The 16,823-nt window shown below is 67.2% G+C and carries 17 protein-coding genes; 6 read left to right on the top strand and 11 right to left on the bottom strand.

What is annotated here, in order from left to right; translation table 11 throughout:
- Positions 1 to 57: 57 nt before the first annotated feature.
- Complete coding sequence (locus NJ1_RS13415; protein WP_067692662.1) at positions 58 to 1,065, bottom strand: 3-isopropylmalate dehydrogenase; 1,008 nt, start codon at positions 1,063 to 1,065, stop codon at positions 58 to 60.
- A gap of 157 nt (positions 1,066 to 1,222) precedes the next feature.
- On the opposite strand from NJ1_RS13415, the gene NJ1_RS13410 reads away from it, so the two are divergent.
- Positions 1,223 to 1,462: a hypothetical protein gene (locus NJ1_RS13410; protein WP_067692660.1), complete on the top strand. Its 240-nt coding sequence runs from the start codon at positions 1,223 to 1,225 to the stop codon at positions 1,460 to 1,462.
- A gap of 74 nt (positions 1,463 to 1,536) precedes the next feature.
- Here the strand turns inward: NJ1_RS13410 and serA are convergent, their stop codons facing one another.
- Positions 1,537 to 3,135: a phosphoglycerate dehydrogenase gene (gene serA, locus NJ1_RS13405; RefSeq protein WP_067692657.1), complete on the bottom strand. Its 1,599-nt coding sequence runs from the start codon at positions 3,133 to 3,135 to the stop codon at positions 1,537 to 1,539.
- 195 nt (positions 3,136 to 3,330) lie between these two features.
- Here serA and NJ1_RS13400 point away from each other — a divergent pair, with 195 nt between their 5' ends.
- Entirely contained in the window at positions 3,331 to 4,410 is a 1,080-nt protein-coding gene (locus NJ1_RS13400; RefSeq protein WP_067692654.1) for an alkaline phosphatase family protein, read from the top strand.
- A 200-nt stretch (positions 4,411 to 4,610) separates the two neighbouring features.
- Here NJ1_RS13400 and NJ1_RS13395 read toward each other — a convergent pair whose 3' ends face one another.
- Genes NJ1_RS13395 through NJ1_RS13385 form a run of 3 tightly spaced genes read right to left on the bottom strand, consistent with a single transcriptional unit; the run spans position 4,611 to position 6,979 of the window.
- On the bottom strand, positions 4,611 to 5,018 hold the full coding sequence (locus tag NJ1_RS13395) for a globin domain-containing protein (protein WP_067692651.1): 408 nt from the start codon (positions 5,016 to 5,018) through the stop codon (positions 4,611 to 4,613).
- Between the two features lie 39 nt (positions 5,019 to 5,057).
- A complete protein-coding gene (locus NJ1_RS13390; RefSeq protein WP_067692648.1) occupies positions 5,058 to 5,798 on the bottom strand; it encodes a DivIVA domain-containing protein in 741 nt (246 codons plus the stop codon).
- Positions 5,789 to 6,979: a globin domain-containing protein gene (locus tag NJ1_RS13385; RefSeq protein ID WP_067692645.1), complete on the bottom strand. Its 1,191-nt coding sequence runs from the start codon at positions 6,977 to 6,979 to the stop codon at positions 5,789 to 5,791. The genes NJ1_RS13390 and NJ1_RS13385 overlap by 10 nt, the downstream gene beginning before the upstream one ends.
- 551 nt (positions 6,980 to 7,530) lie before the next feature.
- Between NJ1_RS13385 and NJ1_RS13380 the strand changes: the two genes are divergently transcribed.
- Positions 7,531 to 8,334: a nucleotidyltransferase domain-containing protein gene (locus NJ1_RS13380; protein ID WP_067692642.1), complete on the top strand. Its 804-nt coding sequence runs from the start codon at positions 7,531 to 7,533 to the stop codon at positions 8,332 to 8,334.
- Here NJ1_RS13380 and NJ1_RS13375 read toward each other — a convergent pair.
- The 3 genes from NJ1_RS13375 to NJ1_RS13365 form a co-directional block, all read right to left on the bottom strand.
- Positions 8,312 to 8,530 (bottom strand): cold-shock protein, encoded by a 219-nt coding sequence (locus tag NJ1_RS13375; protein ID WP_067692639.1) that lies wholly within the window; start codon positions 8,528 to 8,530, stop codon positions 8,312 to 8,314. The genes NJ1_RS13380 and NJ1_RS13375 overlap by 23 nt on opposite strands.
- Before the next feature lie 135 nt (positions 8,531 to 8,665).
- Positions 8,666 to 10,708 carry an ATP-binding protein gene (locus NJ1_RS13370; protein WP_067692635.1) on the bottom strand — a complete coding sequence of 681 codons (2,043 nt, stop codon included), beginning with the start codon at positions 10,706 to 10,708 and terminating at the stop codon, positions 8,666 to 8,668.
- Between the two features lie 162 nt (positions 10,709 to 10,870).
- On the bottom strand, positions 10,871 to 11,365 hold the full coding sequence (locus tag NJ1_RS13365) for a winged helix-turn-helix transcriptional regulator (protein ID WP_067692632.1): 495 nt from the start codon (positions 11,363 to 11,365) through the stop codon (positions 10,871 to 10,873).
- 103 nt (positions 11,366 to 11,468) lie between these two features.
- On the opposite strand from NJ1_RS13365, the gene NJ1_RS13360 reads away from it, so the two are divergent.
- Positions 11,469 to 12,152 carry a dihydrofolate reductase family protein gene (locus NJ1_RS13360; protein WP_067692629.1) on the top strand — a complete coding sequence of 228 codons (684 nt, stop codon included), beginning with the start codon at positions 11,469 to 11,471 and terminating at the stop codon, positions 12,150 to 12,152.
- 195 nt (positions 12,153 to 12,347) lie between these two features.
- A complete protein-coding gene (locus tag NJ1_RS13355; RefSeq protein WP_245717367.1) occupies positions 12,348 to 13,427 on the top strand; it encodes an MBL fold metallo-hydrolase in 1,080 nt (359 codons plus the stop codon).
- Between the two features lie 73 nt (positions 13,428 to 13,500).
- Here the strand turns inward: NJ1_RS13355 and NJ1_RS13350 are convergent, their stop codons facing one another.
- Together NJ1_RS13350 and NJ1_RS13345 are read right to left on the bottom strand one after the other, a co-directional pair.
- Entirely contained in the window at positions 13,501 to 14,007 is a 507-nt protein-coding gene (locus NJ1_RS13350; RefSeq protein ID WP_067692995.1) for a GNAT family N-acetyltransferase, read from the bottom strand.
- Positions 14,008 to 14,124: 117 nt separating this feature from the next.
- Complete coding sequence (locus NJ1_RS13345; RefSeq protein ID WP_067692622.1) at positions 14,125 to 14,574, bottom strand: winged helix-turn-helix transcriptional regulator; 450 nt, start codon at positions 14,572 to 14,574, stop codon at positions 14,125 to 14,127.
- An 89-nt stretch (positions 14,575 to 14,663) separates the two neighbouring features.
- Between NJ1_RS13345 and NJ1_RS13340 the strand changes: the two genes are divergently transcribed.
- The gene (locus NJ1_RS13340; RefSeq protein ID WP_084478107.1) at positions 14,664 to 15,464 is read left to right on the top strand and encodes a nitroreductase; all 801 of its coding nucleotides are present in this window, start codon (positions 14,664 to 14,666) and stop codon (positions 15,462 to 15,464) included.
- 567 nt (positions 15,465 to 16,031) lie between these two features.
- Here NJ1_RS13340 and NJ1_RS40820 read toward each other — a convergent pair.
- Complete coding sequence (locus NJ1_RS40820) at positions 16,032 to 16,685, bottom strand: TetR/AcrR family transcriptional regulator (RefSeq protein WP_067692619.1); 654 nt, start codon at positions 16,683 to 16,685, stop codon at positions 16,032 to 16,034.
- Positions 16,686 to 16,823 lie beyond the last annotated feature (138 nt).

The following is a 16,823-nucleotide window of genomic DNA, read 5'->3' as shown; positions in this document are numbered from 1 at the left end:
AGCGAAGCCCCCGTCACCCGAGTCGATCTCGGGGCGGGGGCTTCGAGTGAACGTGTGTCAGATCGCGGCGGCGATCCGGCTGCCGACCTCGACGGTGGAGGCGGCGCCGGAGCGCGAGGCGAGGTCCTTGGCGACCGCGTCCTCGATGCGCGCGGCCTCGTCGGACTTGCCCAGGTGGTTCAGCAGCAGCGCCACCGAGAGAATCGCGGCGGTCGGATCGGCCTTGGACCGACCCGCGATATCGGGAGCCGAGCCGTGCACGGGCTCGAACATCGACGGGTTGGCGCCCGAGGCGTCGATATTGCCGGACGCGGCCAGGCCGATGCCACCGGAGACGGCCGCGGCCAGGTCGGTGATGATGTCGCCGAACAGATTATCGGTGACGATCACGTCGAATCGGCCCGGATCGGTGACCATGTGGATGGTCGCGGCATCGATGTGCTGGTACGCGGTTTCGATGTCCGGGTACTCGGCGGCGACCTCGGCGACGGTGCGGGTCCACAGCGAACCGGCGAAGGCGAGCACATTGTTCTTGTGCACCAGGGTCAGGTGCTTGCGACGGGTCCGGGCCTTCTCGAAGGCGTAGCGGACCACGCGCTCGACACCGAAGCGGGTGTTGGTGCTGACCTCGGTGGCCACCTCGTGCGGGGTGTTCACTCGGATGGCGCCGCCGGTGCCGGTGTACGGCCCCTCGGTGCCCTCGCGCACGACCACGAAGTCGATGTCCGGGTTGCCGGCCAGCGGGCTGGTGACGCCGGAGTACAGCCGCGACGGCCGCAGGTTCACGTGGTGATCGAGCTCGAAACGGGTGCGCAGCAGCAGCCCGCGCTCGAGCACACCGCTCTGCACCGACGGATCGCCGATCGCGCCCAGCAGGATGGCGTCGTGCTGCTTGAGCTCCGGGATCACGTTGTCCGGCAGGATCTCACCGGTCGCATGGAACCGCTTCGCGCCCAGGTCGTATTCGGTCTTCTCGACACCGGGCACCACCACATCGAGCACCTTGAGCGCCTCGGCGATGACCTCGGGTCCGATACCGTCGCCCGGGATGACAGCGAGTTTCATGAAAGCAAGCTCCGTTCGGATATACGCCCGTGACCACTCTCGCGCGCAGGTGGGCGAAAGTCCGATCGCCACGATAGCGGGTGGTTGTCCCACCCCTGTCACCAGGGCGAACCGCTCCCACACACTGGGACGGCCGCGGGATCGGTAGCGTCGGGGGATGTTCGGCATCTACAGACTCGAGCGAAAGCTGGACCGTCTCGAGCGAAAACTCGACTCGATCATCGAGCATCTCGGCATTCCCGACCCGAGCCTCGAGTTCGACTATCGCGAGGTCGACGAGCTCCTGGCCCGCGGCAAGAAGATTCACGCGATCAAGGCGTATCGCGCACTCGATCCGACGGCCGATCTCGTGCGGGCCAAGGAAGCGGTCGAGGCACGAGCCTCGCGCGGGCACTGACGCCCGCCGAGCCCCTTCCGGAGTGCGGAAGAGGCTCGGCGGGAACAGCTTTCGGACGCGGACGCCCGACGTTCTCAGTCCAGGTCGACCAGGGCGACCTTGGTCGCGCCGACGGCCTCGGCGATGGCGGACTGCACCTCGGCCGGGACATCCTTGTTGACGCGCAGGATGACGGTCGCGCCGTCGGCCTCGAGGTCCTGGGTCAGCTGGGCGGCCAGGATGTCGATGCCGGCATCGCCGAGCTTGGTGGCCAGGCGGCCGAGCTGGCCCGGCTTGTCCTCGTAGTTCAGGACGGCCACGTTCAGGCCCTCGGCGCGCATGTCGTAGTTGCGGCCGTTGATGTTGACGATCTTCTGGACCTGGTGCGGCTCGGTCAGGGTGCCGGCCACGTTCAGGGTGCTGCCGTCGCCGAACACGGCGCGCAGGTCGACCAGGCTGCGGTGGGTCGGGCTCTCCGAGACCGTGGTGACGGTGACCTCGAGGCCGCGGTCCTTGGCCAGCGAGGGAGCGTTCACGAAGGTGACCGAGTCCTCGATCAGCGCCGAGAACACACCGCGCAGAGCCGAAAGCTCCAGGATCGCAACATCATTGGCGGTGAGCTCGCCGCGCACCTGCACCTCGATGCTGACCGGCAGCTCCGAGGACAGGGCGCCGAGCAGCGCGCCCTGCTTGCGGACGATCTCCAGCCAGGGGGCGACATCCTCGGTGACCGAACCACCGGTGACGTTCACCGCGCCGGGCACGAACTCACCGGCGAGGGCGAGCTGCACCGACTTGGCGACATCGGTGCCGGCGCGGTCCTGCGCTTCGGACGTCGAGGCGCCCAGGTGCGGGGTCACCACGACCTGCGGCAGCTCGAAAAGCGGGCTGTCGGTGCAGGGTTCGGTCTCGAACACGTCGAGACCGGCGGCGCGCACGTGGCCGGACTTGATGGCATCGGCCAGCGCCTGCTCATCGATCAGACCGCCGCGGGCGGCGTTGACGATGATGACGCCCTTCTTGGTCTTGGCGAGGGTCTCGGCGTTGAGCATGCCCTTGGTCTCGGGCGTCTTGGGCAGGTGGATCGAGATGAAGTCGGCCCGCTCGAGGACCTCGTCCAGGGACACCAGCTCGATGCCGAGCTGGGCCGCGCGGGCCGGGGAGGTGTAGGGGTCGTACGCGACGATCTTGGTCTCGAAAGCGGCGAGGCGCTGCGCGAAAAGCTGGCCGATCCGGCCGAGGCCGATCACGCCGACGGTCTTGCCGAGGATCTCGACACCGTTGAACTTGCTGCGCTGCCAGGTGTGCTCGCGCAGGGTGGCGTCGGCGGCCGGGATCTGGCGCGCGGCCGAGAGCAGCAGCGTGACGGCGTGCTCCGCGGCGGTGTGGATGTTGGAGGTCGGCGCGTTGACGACCATGACGCCGCGCTCGGTGGCGGCGGGCACGTCGACATTGTCGAGGCCGACGCCGGCGCGGGCGACGATCTTCAGGTTCTTGCCGGCCTCGAGCACCTCGGCGTCGACGGTGGTCGCGGAGCGCACCAGCAGCGCGTCGGCATCGACCACGGCGGCGAGCAGCTCGGGGCGGTTGGGGCCGTCCACCCAGCGGACCTCGACGCCGGAGCCCAGCGCGTCGACGGTCGACTGGGCGAGCTTGTCGGCGATCAGAACAACAGGGAGGCCTGCTTGGCTCACGGTGGGGTACTCCTGAGGAAGGGAACCGGAATTTACGGGCGTCAGCTTAGTGGGCGCGATTTCGGGTGCCCTTACCGCCCGGTAGGCGGGTGCCGTCACACGGGCGAAATCGGGCATTTCCCGCCGACCGGGACTCTTGTGGTCAATTGTCCAATTCCGCTGCGAAATCGCTCCCCGCTGGCTAGGTTGCCGCCCATGACCCGGACGCATCGCATACTGGCCGCCGCCGCGCTGGCCACTCTTCCCCTCGCCGCCGCGGCCCCCGCCTCCGCCGCACCCGTGGTGAACAAGGTCGTGGTCATCGGGATCGACGGCACGCTCTACAGCGAGATCCAGGCCGCAAACGCCCCCAATCTGGGCCGCCTCGCCGCCGAGGGCACCCTGGCGCGGACCTCGATCGCACCGCACACCACCATGTCCTGCGTCTCCTGGGCCACCGCGCTGACCGGTGTCTGGGATACCAAGCACGGCATCAAGGACAACGACTCCACCTGCAACCCAACACCTTTCGCGCAATATCCGACGGTGTTCACACAGCTCGAGCGTGCGCGGCCGAGCCTGTCCACGATGTCGCTCGGCACCTGGGACAAGATCGGCATGATCGCGCGCACCGGCAGTCCGGCGGCCGACCGGGTGTCGGTCACCCAGCTCGACCCCTCGGGCGCGGGAGTGTGCGAGACGACGGCGGATTCGAACGCCGCCGCCCAGGTGGTCTCGGCGGTCACCGAGGACGGCCCGGATCTGACCTTCACCCACCTGGACCAGGTGGACATCGTCGGCCACACGCTGCGCGGCATCTGGCCGCAGGCGTATCGAGACGCCATCGGGCGGGTGGACGGACTGGTCGGCAAGATCACCCGGGCGGTCGACGAGCGCGCCGCCACCCATACCGACGAGCGCTGGACGATCCTGGTCACGACCGACCACGGCCACAAGCCCAGCGGCGGACACGGCGGCCAGAGCGCTTATGAGACAGCCAGTTTCGTGATCGCGCGTGGCCCGGGCTTCGCGAGCGGAGCGCAGAACAACGGCTACACGCTGGCCGATGTCACGCCGACCGTGCTGGATCTGCTGGACGTCGCCGCCCCGGGCAACCTCGACGGACGTTCGATGCTGCTCGGCGGTTCCGGCGATCCCGCCGCTACCGCCCCGAACACCCCCGCCGTCGATTCCGGCATCACCGGATCCTCCTCCGGCTCGGCCCAGGCGCTGATGGTGAACAACCCGTTGTGCATCGTCGGCAGCGGTTCCGCGGGCGGTTCGTACGGCGACTAGCCACAACACCCGGGTGGGCGCCTCGCGTCGTGCCGATTCCTTCGGCAGCGGGGCTCGACAACGCTGGCCATGAGCCGAAAAAGGCGCGTGAACAGCGTATTCGAATTCCGTTTCCCGGCTTCCACCGTCACGACGGAAACCGGCGGCCGCCGAGTCCGCGCACGGGCTGAGCTCGCGTCATCCGGCGGCCGATCGTCGCGTCAGGCCGCTGCCGCGTCGGCGGCCTCGATCATGAGATCCGCCACCGCGCCGTACGCGGCGGTCCAGGTCGCCTGCAGTTCCGGCGTCCAGCTCTCCCCGAGGAAGAACTCGAGTGTGGCCAGCAGCGACGCACCGGCAACAGGGTAGTGCGCGGCCACGACACCGAGTCCGGCGTGGTGGCGGCCCAGATTCTGCACGAACGACGGGTCGTCACCGAGTGTGTCGACGGTGGTGATGATGCGGGCGAGTCCGGCCAGGAACCGCTCCCGCTGTGGCGAGAGGTCCTCGGCGAACATCCCCCGCACCTCGGGGTTGTGCTGGAAAAGGTGAGTGTAGAAGTACTGCACCGCTTCCGGACCGGCCTGCTCGACCTGCACCCAACTCGCCTGCAAGGCTTCGATATTCATACGGGATCCTCCGCTTCCCTCTGATTCACGTCGGCGGCATCAGCTTTCGGCCGCATACCCCGACCCGTTGACCGGCAGTCCCCGTGCGTACGGCGACTCCGGCAGCTCACTCCCGGGCAGCGCGGCACAGGTCGCCTCACCCGTCATCGGCAGCAGCGCGAGCTTGTCGACCTCGACCGAGAGGGTCTGGATCAGCACACGCAGCTGAGTGCGCAGCAGTTCGGTATAGGCGCGCATCTGCGCGAGACGCTGGCTCTCCGCGTCCGGGTCGTATCCGGCGCTCTCCCCGCCGGTGTCGCGCTTGTGCGCGAGCAGTTCGCGATGTTGCGCGCGGGCCACGGCCATCAACTCGCGGGCGTGCTGTTCGGCCTGCTCGACAATGGAGTCCGCGGACAACTGCGCCCGGTTGAGCACGTTCACCGCCTGCGCGCTGATGCCGAGCGCATCGCGCTCCAGCTCGCGCTGCAACCGGGAGATCTCCCAATTGGCATGGGCCAGTTGCCGTTGCATCTCGGACACCTCACCGGGACCGGCCATGGTCTTCATCTGCAGTTCGATGGTCTCGCACTTGGCGAAGAGCTGAATGTTCTCCCGCTGCAGGCGCGCGAGTTCCTCGGCATTGCTGGTGAGGGTGAGCTGACGGTTCTCGCGCGCCAGCTTGGTCAGCGTGCCGCGCAGCGGTTCGAGAAAGCGATCGACCTCGTCCGCGTCGTAGCCGCGACGGCCCAGCCTCGCCGGCTTGAACCGGACAGCGTGCAGGTCTTCGGGTTTCACATCCATTGGGCAACCTTGTCGGAACTGTGCTTTGCGGTACCCCGGTCAGCGACGGGTTCGAAAGTCTCTGCCTGACCGAAGGTTTCGTATCTGATGGCATGTCTCGGCACTCCGGCGATGGACAGGTCCGAGACGGTCGCGGTGACCATGGCGGGCGAACCGCACACCAGCGCGGTACATCCGGCCAGATCCAGACCGCGCGCGGCGACCGCGCCGACCGTGCCCTGCACGCCTGGAAATCCGGGATCCTCCGAGACGACCGGGGTGTATCCGAACCATGGATAGTCCGTCAGCGCGGACAACGCCTCGTGGTCGTAGAGATTCCAGGCCGCCCGCACACCGTGGAAGAGCCGCACCTGCGGCGCGAAACCGGTCTCGTGCCAGGAACGTTCGATGGAATCGAGCACCGCGCGCAGCGGCGCGAGGCCCGAACCACCCGCGATCAGCAGCAGTTTCTCGGCGGCGTCGGGCGCGATCGCCAGCGCCGTGCCGACGGGTGCACCGAGTTTGATCTGCTGGCCCGAGCGCGCGGAGCGCGCGAACGCACCACTCACCTCACCGCCGTCCACGACCTGCACGTGGATGTCGAAACTGCCGTCCGTACGGGGCGCGTTGGCGGGTGAGTAGTAGCGCCACAGCCGCGGCCGCTGCGGGATCTCGATCGCCACGGACTGTCCCGCGACATAGGAGTAGGGCTGATGCGGGCGCACGGTGTGCACGGTGACGTCCAGACTGCGCCGTTCGGTGGCGACGATATCCGCGTCCCACCAGGCGGGGGTGTCGCCGGCGGCCTGATCGGCGGCGCTGGTCATGATGCCCGCGACCGCCCAGTAGGCATCGTTCCAGGTCTGGGCGAGTTCATCGGTCCAGCGCGGGCCCAGGAAATGCGCGAGCGTGGCCAGCAGCGAACCACCGGCCGCCGGGTAGTGCGCGGCGACGACCCCGAAGCGGCGATGGTCGCGCCCCAGCTGGGCCACGAATTCCGGGTCGTCCGCCAGGGTTTCGACATTGCTGACGATCCGGCCGAGCGCGGCGAAGAACTTGGCGCGCTGGATGCTCATCCGGACCGGGAACATCTCCCGGACCTCGGGGTGGGCCAGGAACAGATGGGCGTAGAAGTACTGCGTGGCCTCATCGCCGATCCGCTCGACCTGACGCCAGCTCGCCCGGAGCGCATCGATATTCATCGGGGACAACGTAGAACATACCGCGAGTCATGTCGTGCCGAGAAGAACGTGGCGACGACCACTCCGATTCGATCGACAGGCGTCGAAAGTCGAATTTATGAATTCGGTCCGAATACGACAAAAGCCAGCCTCGGAGCTGCGAAGTCCGAGGCCGGCTTTCAGAAGTCGAATAATCGACGTCCGGCGGAATCAGCCGCCGAAGGAACCGGTCCACAGGGTGCTGAGGATGCCGTGCAGCGCGGCGGAGCCGGTGCTGAGCAGGCCGTTCAGAGCAGCGGAACCGGTGTCGATGATAACGGGGATCATAAGAGTACCTCTCCAAGTAATGCGTCTTTACTGTCTGACGTGAAGCCTATCGGCGGCATTTTCGATGCCGTTACGGGTATTACGCTGATGTGATCGGGGTCACCAGGCAACTGGTCTGTGGTCCAGTTCATATTCCGGTCGAATTCGCCGCCTATAACGGACAAATTACGCCCCTATTTCTGGGGGCAGTGCCGCCGCGAAATCGCGTGGACCTGGGGCGCCCCGCCCGGCTAGCCTCACCGGCTATGACCTTGCGCTCGATCCCCACCTCCATGGACCCGGCAGTGGTCGCGACGATCGACGGCGAACTGGACCGGATCGAGCGCGAGCACCGCGTCACCGTGCCCCTTGCCATCGAAAGCGGTAGCCGGGCCTGGGGTTTCCCGTCACCGGACTCCGATTACGACTGCCGGTTCGTCTACGTGCGCCCGCTGCGGGACTACCTGACGCCCTGGCCCGGCCGCGACGTGATCGAGACACCCCTCATCGGCCTGCTCGACGTGAACGGCTGGGATCTGGTGAAGGCGCTGCGCCTGCTGGTGAACGGCAATGCCGTGCTCATCGAGTGGCTGATGTCGCCGATCGTGTATCGCGGTGACCCGCGATTCCGGGACGAATTGCGCGACCTCGCCGACGATATCGCCGACCGCAACCGGGTGGCCAGACACTATCTGCATCTGGGCGGAAGACAGTGGCGGCTGTTCGACGGCAGTGGGTCGCTCAAGAAGATGTTCTATTCACTCCGACCCGCTATGGCATTGCGCTGGCTGGCGGAACATCCGGACAGAGCGGTGGCGCCCATGCATTTGCCGACCCTGCTCGATCAATGCGATCTGCCCGCTGATCTCGTCGAATCGATCACCGAATTGACCGAGCTGAAGTCACGAACACGGGAAATGGGGTCCGGCACGGCTCCGCGGCCGATCGCCGATTTCATCGGAACCGAGTTCACACGAGCGGCAGCGGAATTCACCGGAGATGATCCGGAACGGCGCTCCCGCGCACAGGCGCTGGCAGCCGAGTTTTTCAGAAGCCGCGTACAGGGATGACTCGTACGAATACGGCTTCCGGGCCGGGCTTCGTGCGACGCACCTCGAGCTCCACCCGCTGACCCTCGGCCAGCGAGCGGAATCCGTCACCCTCGACGGCGGTGTACTCCACGAACACGTCGGGGCCGCCGCCGTCGGGGGTGATGAAGCCGAAGCCCTTCTCGCTGTCGAACCACTTCACCGTGCCGTGCACCATTCCCCAAACCTTTTCGACTGTCGGGCCGCAGCGCACCGAGGCTGCAACGTTTCAGGCGGCATTGTCTCAACGACGCCGTCACGTCCCCACGCGTGGCGTCGTCCATGGTGTCATGCGCCCCGGTCGAGCGCGCACTCACCCGGCGCGCTCGACTCCCGGCGGCTCGTCCTGCGCCCCGCGCATGGAGTAGACGCGGTCCAGGAAATCGCGGTGCGCTCGCAGGGTGGCATCGAGCAGTTCGCGCCAGGTGCGCCGGTCCACCCGCTGATCGCTGAAGAGCGAGGAGAGCGACGCGGGCCCGAGCCGGTCGATGTGATCGACGATGAAAGTCAGTCTCCGGCGCGGGAATTGGGCCCCGATGCGCGGATTCTCCTCGAGGAACCGATCCAGCTCGTAGAGGTAGTTGACCGCCCGGTTGTACTCCTCGTCGGTGAGGTGATAATCCATCCGCTTGATCTCGACGATCCACAGTTCGCCGGAGTCGTGCAGCAGCACGAAGTCCGGTTCGCGCCGTTCGCTGCCGATGGCAGTGGTCAGCAGCGCGGTGCCGAACTTCTGCGCGTACCAGCGTTCGAAACTCGACCGCACCCGCTTGAGCGACTCGTTCATCCCCAGCGGCGTCCATTCCGGCGCGAGCAGCCACGGCGCGCGTTCGATCAGCTCCTGGAAGGGCCGCTCGAGCGAGCGCCGATCGTCGATGAGATCGCGCAACCGATCCACGACCGCGACCCGCTCACTGGCGATCTGGCCGAGCGAGTAGATCTCCGCGACCCGCGCCCGCTCGAACAGCGCCACGACCACGTCCAGCCCCGGATCGCCCTCCTCGTCGGCGATCTCCTTCAGCGTCTCGAGCAGACTCCGCTGCGGACCGAGCGACAGTGCCAGGCGCATCATGTTCTCGATATGGGACGGATCATCCATGGAGGAACGATCCTTGTGCGCCACCAGAATTCGCGCGGCGTCCAGCACCGAGTCCCGGAACATCCTGTCCCCCGGCGCGATCGACTCCAGCAGCTCGTGGATGCGGGAGCGCTCGACGAACTCCTCCCAGACCCGCCGCCGGATGGACTTCTCGCCCAGCCGGCCGATCTCCTTGATCAGCGCTCGTCCCCACTCCGCCAGCGCCTCCCCGCGCGGGGAGTTCCACATGATGTCCTGCCGATCCGAGCGCACCATGTCCTCGTCGTCGTCGAGCCAGTCCACATGGATCGCGCCGACCAGATACGAGCGCAGCTTGAACTCGCCGGTGAATCCGGCGGGTATGCCGAAATCCCTTGTCTGGGCGACGATCTTGCCGCGGGCGTAGATGCGCACCCCGGCCATGGCGTCATCGCGGTAGGGCTGTTTCGAGTAGGCGATCCATCCGGTCACCGGCAGGAACTGCCGCCCGAATCGGACCGGCACGCGCCCGACGTCCACACGGGTCTCCTCCATCACGTCGATGGCCAGATCACTGAGCAGGAAGCTTTCCGAGCCGATGCTGTTGCGCACCAGCACCCGCCAGTCCGATCGTTCGATACCGAAGCGCGCGGCCAGCTGCCGGCTCAGTTCGGTGCCGGAGTTCACCCGTTTGCGGAAGAAGTTGCTCAGGATGACGGTGGTACCGCGGTCGGCGGCGAAAGTGCCGTCCAGCGCACCGGTTTTCGGGAAGTAGTCGCGCTCGGTGTCCGACAGCATGTCGTCCAGATCCATGACCAGATGCGCGACGGGCCACCCCTGCGGGGTGCGATCCCCGGAATGGCTGCCGGCGGTGATCACCTCGATCGTGCGACAGATGCCGAAGGCGGCCAGTTTCCCGATTCCCTTGCGGCCCATGACCGGTCGGGTCCGCTCGCGGGACAGGTCCGAGCCGGTGCGCACCCTGCGGTCGGAACCGACCATCAGATAGTGGGCGTTGACCTCGGCGGCGGTCATCCCGTGCCCGTTGTCCGACACGACGATCCGATACGCGGGTTCGTCCGCGGCGCGAATCGTCCCGGCGAGCGTGACGCCCCAGGGTAGTTGGACGTTCACCTCGGTGGCATCAGCGTCGTAGCCATTGGCGATGAGTTCGGCCAGCACCGCCGAAACCCGGTCGTAGAGCCGGATCCCGAGTTTGTCGATGGCCAGCCGGCTGATTCGCATCGTGTACTTGTGGTCTTCGCTTTCCCGCGCGGCCACATGCACGTCGTTGTACATGGTGGGACCCCAATTGCCCTATCGGCAGCCTTCGTTCAGCTACCCCTGGTTTCGATACAACGCCGCGCTTCTCACAAGGGGCTGAACGTTTGCCAACTGGTTCGTCACGGTGTGGTCCCGACATTCACCGAGCGGTAGCCGATGGCAACGGCAAGGTCTCGGCTATCGGCTTTCGCGTGCGACGGCGGCGTCGTAGGCCCGAGCGAGGCGCTCGGTGGCGCGGGGTCCTTCGCGCCGCGGAAGCGGTGTGCCCAGATGTGATTCGCGAAGTTCGTCCATGAATTCGTCCCAGAGCTCCGGGCCGCCTTCCTGCAACAGTTCCGCGCGCACGCGCAGCCGCTCGGTGGTGGGACGATGCTTCGTCCCCCACGCGCCGAGGTGCGCCATGATCGGAACCAGCTCGATCGCGGCCTCGGTGAGCCGGTACTCGGCCTTCTGCCCCTGCCGGACGTCCTCGCGACTGAGCAGTCCGGCCGCGACCAATCGCTTGAGCCGATCGGACAGGATGTTCGAGGCGATGCCCTCCTCCGAGCCCGCGAGCAGTTCCCGGAAGTGCCTGCGATTGCCGAACATGACGTCGCGCAGCACCAGCAGGGTCCACTTGTCCCCGATGACCTCGATGGTCGCGTTGATCGGGCATCCCGAGCGAGCCTGCATCCCTGCCTCCCACAGTTTTTCGAGCCAACCGATTGCGATCCGCAACCAGTTACCCCTATCATAACAACTGCTTGCAAATCGCAACCACTAGAGAGGGTCGGAAATGCCGAAACTTCGCGTACACAACCTGTCGATCTCCCAGGACGGCTACGTCGCCGGCCCCGATCAAAGCCTCGACAACCCGCTCGGCATCGGCGGTGAGGCGCTGCACACCTGGATCTTCGATACCGACTACGGCCGGGACATGATGGGCGAGCAGGCCACCGGCACGGGCGGCCTCGACGAGGACCACGCCATCGCGGGCGACGTCAATATCGGCGCGACCATCATGGGCCGCAACATGTTCGGCCCCGTCCGCGGGGAATGGCCCGACCACTCCTGGACCGGCTGGTGGGGCCCGAACCCGCCCTACCACCACGACACGTTCGTGCTCACCCACCACCCACGCCCGACCGTGTCGATGGAGGGCGGCACGGTGTTCCACTTCGTCGACGACGCACCGGAGTCAGTGCTGAAGCGCGCGTTCGAATCGGCGGGCGGTCAGGACGTGCGACTCGGTGGCGGGTCGTCGACCGTGCGCCAGTTCCTGAAGGCCGGACTGGTGGACGAGTTGCACCTGGCCGTGGTCCCGATCCTGCTGGGCGCGGGCGAGCGGCTGTACGACGATCTGGGCACGCTCCCGGGCTACGAGTGCACCCGGGTGGAGTCCTCGGACCGGGTCACCCACGTGACATTCAGTCGCACGGAAGGCAACGCCGCCGAATCCGGCCGGTCCCAGGGCCTCTGACGCCGAGAACCAGATGACAGTTGCGCCCGATCCGTGAAGAATGCGGGAGTTGACGTGCGACCCGATCCGGGGGCGCACCTTTCCATCGCGATCCACCGGTCGCGATGCCTTACGGCGTGCCGGCCGCCGGGGCAGCGCACTCGGGTGCGGGATGCTTCCGGTTGGTTCGTCGAGAACACAGTGGGAGGAACACGGGTGGCGTTCAATCCGATTGCTCGAGGCTTGTCGGGCCTGGCGGAACGAGTGGCCGCGCCCGCCATCGAGCGACCCACCCTCGCGCAGACCGTCGCGGCCCGGCAGCGCTTCTTCGGCGTCGACGCCGTGGATCCCGACACCGGTTCCGTCCGCGCGGATCAGGCGATCCTGACCTGGTTCGGCTGCGCGAGTTTCGCTGTCGCCCTGGGCGGTACGGTCTTGCTCCTGGACGCCTGGGTTCCGCGCGGCGTCACCTCCGGCTACGTGCCAACCACCCCCACCGAGGTCGCGGCCCTGCGCCCCGCCGCGATCTTCATCGGCCACGGCCATTTCGACCACGCCGCCGACGCCGGTCCGATCGCCCAGGCCAGCGGCGCGGTCCTGTACGGCACCGCCGAGCACTGCGCCACCGCCCGCAAGCAGATCAGCGAGTCACCCGAATTCCCGTGCGAGGAACTGGGTTCCGCCTCCTCACTACCCGGTGACCGCTACGATTTCGAACTCGCCGAGGGCCTGTCGGTCACGGCGATCCGCCATATCCACTCCGCCCCCACCTCCCGCCACGAGGGCCCCGACGCCTCGGACCGCGTCATCCCCACCCCCTGCGTCGGCGACATCCGCAGGTACCCACCCTCTCTCGCCGACGCCGCCCACCTGGCCCGCCGTCTCACCGACCCCGAAGGCGGTGTCCTGCTCTACCAATTCCGCACCGAGCACTTCACCCTCACCTGGCACGACTCCTCCGGTCCACTGCTGGACAAGGCCCCCGAAGTCGTGGATGTGCTCCGCACCCTCCCCGCCTCCGACGTGCACGTCGGCGCGGTCCAGGGCTACAACCAATTCTTCAACGGCCTGCGCGACCCCCGCACCTACATCGAAGCCCTGCGCCCGAAGGTGTTCGTCCCCAACCACCACGACAACTGGCTGCCGCTGATCACCGCCCGTGGCGAAGCCTTCGAGACGCCTCTCGGGACGGAACTGGCACGCATCCCCGGCGGCCCGAAGCTGCAGATGCTCCTGGACCCGAAGGATTACGTCGCCCCAGGGCGACTCGCGTTCAGCATCCGGCCACATACGTAATCGGCACCGGCACAACACGATCGCGCCGTATCGCGGCTTGCGCCACCAGGGCCCGGCACCGGATGAGCCGCGATCAGCCGAAGCGAAGCACCATCGTCACACTGGTGCTGCCCGCCGGATTCGTGTGCGACAACGCCGGCACCTCCACGAACCCGAGTCGTTCGTAGAGCCGACGCGCCGGATTCTCCTGCCGCACACTCAAACTCACCGCCGGATACCGGGAGCGCGCCGACTCGAGCAGGTTGTGCATCAGCACCATCCCCAGTCCCGCTCCACGCATCCCCGGCACGACACCGATTGCCAACTCCGGAGTGTCGTCGTCCACATGCCCGTAGGCGGCATTGTCACCGGTGAACAACCGCAGCCACGCGGCCCCACGCGGACTGTCACCTTCCACGGCGATCATGCCGAGATCCCCCGGTGCGCCCCACCCCTGCACGTAATGCGCCAACGACGGCACCCCACGCAACTCATCAGGCGAAACCCTGCCCTGCTCATGGGAATACGACGCCTCGAAGAGCATCTCCCACAGAAACTTCTCGTCGGCCACCTCGGCCGGCCGCACCACAACCCTGGACATCGCAGCGACTATACGGATGTCGCGCAGTCCGATCACGGGCATTTTCCGACGGAGCAGCAGCGCTCCGACCCTCCTACCGCAACCTTCCACAGCCGCGAAGCGACGCTCATGCACGGATCAAGCGGTCATTCCCGGCCCCGGTAGCGGTACGACATCGCGCGCGGTGAGCTCCCCGGCGCAGTGGTCGCACTCGAGCCGAACGTGCGCCTGTCCCTCGCAATCGCGGTGCCGGTAGTACACGGGCGGTCCGTCGGGCGCGACGTAGGTGTCCCCCCAGTCCTTGAACGCCATCAGAATCGGGTACACATCGTGCCCCTTGGGCGTGAGCCGGTACTCCTCGTACGCCCCGGTCTCCGCGGGCGCTTTGCGCAGAATCCCATGCTCGACCAGCCGATCGAGCCGATCCTGCAGCCGCCCCTTGGAAATCCCCAGATACGACTGGAACCCGTTGAACCGACGCACGCCCGCGAAGGCGGCCTTGAGTATCAGCAGCGTCCAGCGATCCCCGAACACCACCAGCGACCGCGTAATCGAACACGGCTCCTCGGCCAGCTCCTCATAGCGCATCTTCCAATCCTACCCAAGTGGTCTTAATATGAGACCGAGTCGAATCGGTCTCAAAACGAGACCGGTTCCGATCGATCGAGAGGGTACCCATGTCAGACAACACCGCCACTTCAGGCATCGAGCCCCTGAGCGGCCCGGATGCGACGGCCACCGGGCACTCCCCGACCACAGGACTGCCCGGACCCACCAGCGCCGCTCTCGGAGCGACCGGCACGGACCGCTATTCCGTCCTGCACTCCCTGCTCTCCGACCGCTACACCTGCCGGGCCTTCCGCCCCGATCCTGTTCCCCGCGAGTCCATCGAGCGCGTCCTGCACCTGGCCCAGCGCACCCCGTCCTGGTGCAACACCCAGCCCTGGCAGCTGAGCATCACCGACGACCCGGCGGCCACCGACCGTTTCCGCAAGGCCCTGCTCGACCACATGAACGGCACCGCGCCCGACTCCGACCTCCCCTTCCCTGCCGCCTACAACGGGGTCTACCGCGACCGCCGTCGTGAATGCGGTGGAGCCCTCTACGAGGCGGTCGGGGTGGTCCGCGGCGACCACGAGGGCTCCATGCGCCAAATGCTCCGCAACTTCGAGCTTTTCGACGCTCCTCACGTCGCGATCCTGACTACCGAGGCGGACCTGGGTGTCTACGGCGCAGTCGATTGCGGCCTGTACCTGACCTCATTCCTCCTGGCGGCCCAAAGCCTCGGTATCGCCACCGCCCCGCAGGCGGCGCTCGCGACCTACTCGCCCTTCCTGCACGAGTACTTCGGCATCCCGGAGCACCGCCAGATCATCGCGGGCGTCTCCTTTGGCTACCCGGACTCCGACCACGCCGTGAACGGATTCCACACCAGCCGTGCGGATCTCGGCGATGTCGTCACCTGGCACACCAACTGACATCCGAACCGCCCACTCTCACGATTCCGGTCGGCGTGATCGAGCACCGATGACGGAGTCCGAGACGTCCACCCTCACCCTTCTCGGACTCCGGCCGCGCCCACCGGCCCACTCGCACCCACAGCAGAATCCGCGAACTCGAAGCAGGACGGTCGTTCATTCGGGACTCGACCCCCGGCGAAGCGAGGGATCCGCCACATAGTGGGCCCGGACCGATCGGCGGGCCGGTTCACCGAGCGGACCGAACCTTAGCCGCGCCGGGGGAACCAACTCCCACAGCACCTTCGGGCTTCGAGAGCGCCCGGCCGATGCCCGCGCCGGACGCGAATCCACTGCGCTAGCGCGGCGACCGCTTGACGGCGCGGCACCGCTCGACGCCCACCGCGACCGCCGGAGGACGTCTCGGCGGGGCGAGACGGAATCGACGCGGGTTTTCGTGGCGGGGGGCTACCAGCCGGTTCCACCCGAAGCACCTCGAGCATCGTGAGGGAGCCTGCAGCCGATCCCGATCGGGCACTACCGGCCGGGCGAGCAAGACTCGGAACCAGAACGGCCGCCCATCCGCACTCAGTCATCGCGGCGCGAAAGCTCCGCCAGGTAGCCGCGCAGCCCGAACTTCAACTCCCGCAGTAGTTTCGGATCACCTTCCGGGTCGATTCGAAAGGCCTCCTGCATCAGCGCGTCCGCCATGAGCTGGGCGCTCAAGCAGGCGTCGGGCAGCCAATCTCGATCGGGCACCGCCTGCTGTGCGAGCAGCACGATCCGGAGCCCGTCCGCCATACGCCGCTTGTGCGCCCGATCCGCGTGCCGGATCGCCTCGGAGCCGTGCTGACCGAACCACAGCGCCCGAAACCCGTTCTCCCGCCGATAGATCTCCGAGAATCCGTCCACCAGCACCGCCACCGGATCCTCCCATCGCTCCCGCGCGGATGCGGTGACCAGTTCCGCCAGCACCACCTCGATCCGCTCCAGATACGACTCCGCCAAGGCCGCGAGCACCGCGTCCCGATCCGGCAGGTACTGATACAGCGATCCCGCCGAGATCCCCGCCTCCTGCGCCAGCCGCACCATCCGCAGCGCCTCGACGCCCTCGGTCGCGACCAGCCGGTCGGCCACCGCCAACACCTGCGCCAGCCGCTCCCGGCTCCGCGCCTGCCGTGGCACTCGCCGCACCGGCACCTCCGCCATAACTTCCTTCCCGAATACGAATGCGAATCTCATTCAGATTTTGTAGATTAGCTCCATGCCCGCCCCGCCGCGATCGGAACACCCGGAACCCGCCTCATATGGGGAGCATTCCTCCGTAGCGGGAGAAGCGCAGGCAGCCGCCGCGCTGACAAGTCCGGCCACGGGCTCGGA

The organism is Nocardia jejuensis NBRC 103114 (genome assembly GCF_001613145.1).
In the GTDB taxonomy this organism is placed as follows: domain Bacteria; phylum Actinomycetota; class Actinomycetes; order Mycobacteriales; family Mycobacteriaceae; genus Nocardia; species Nocardia jejuensis.
This window is presented reverse-complemented; position numbering and strand designations above follow the sequence as displayed.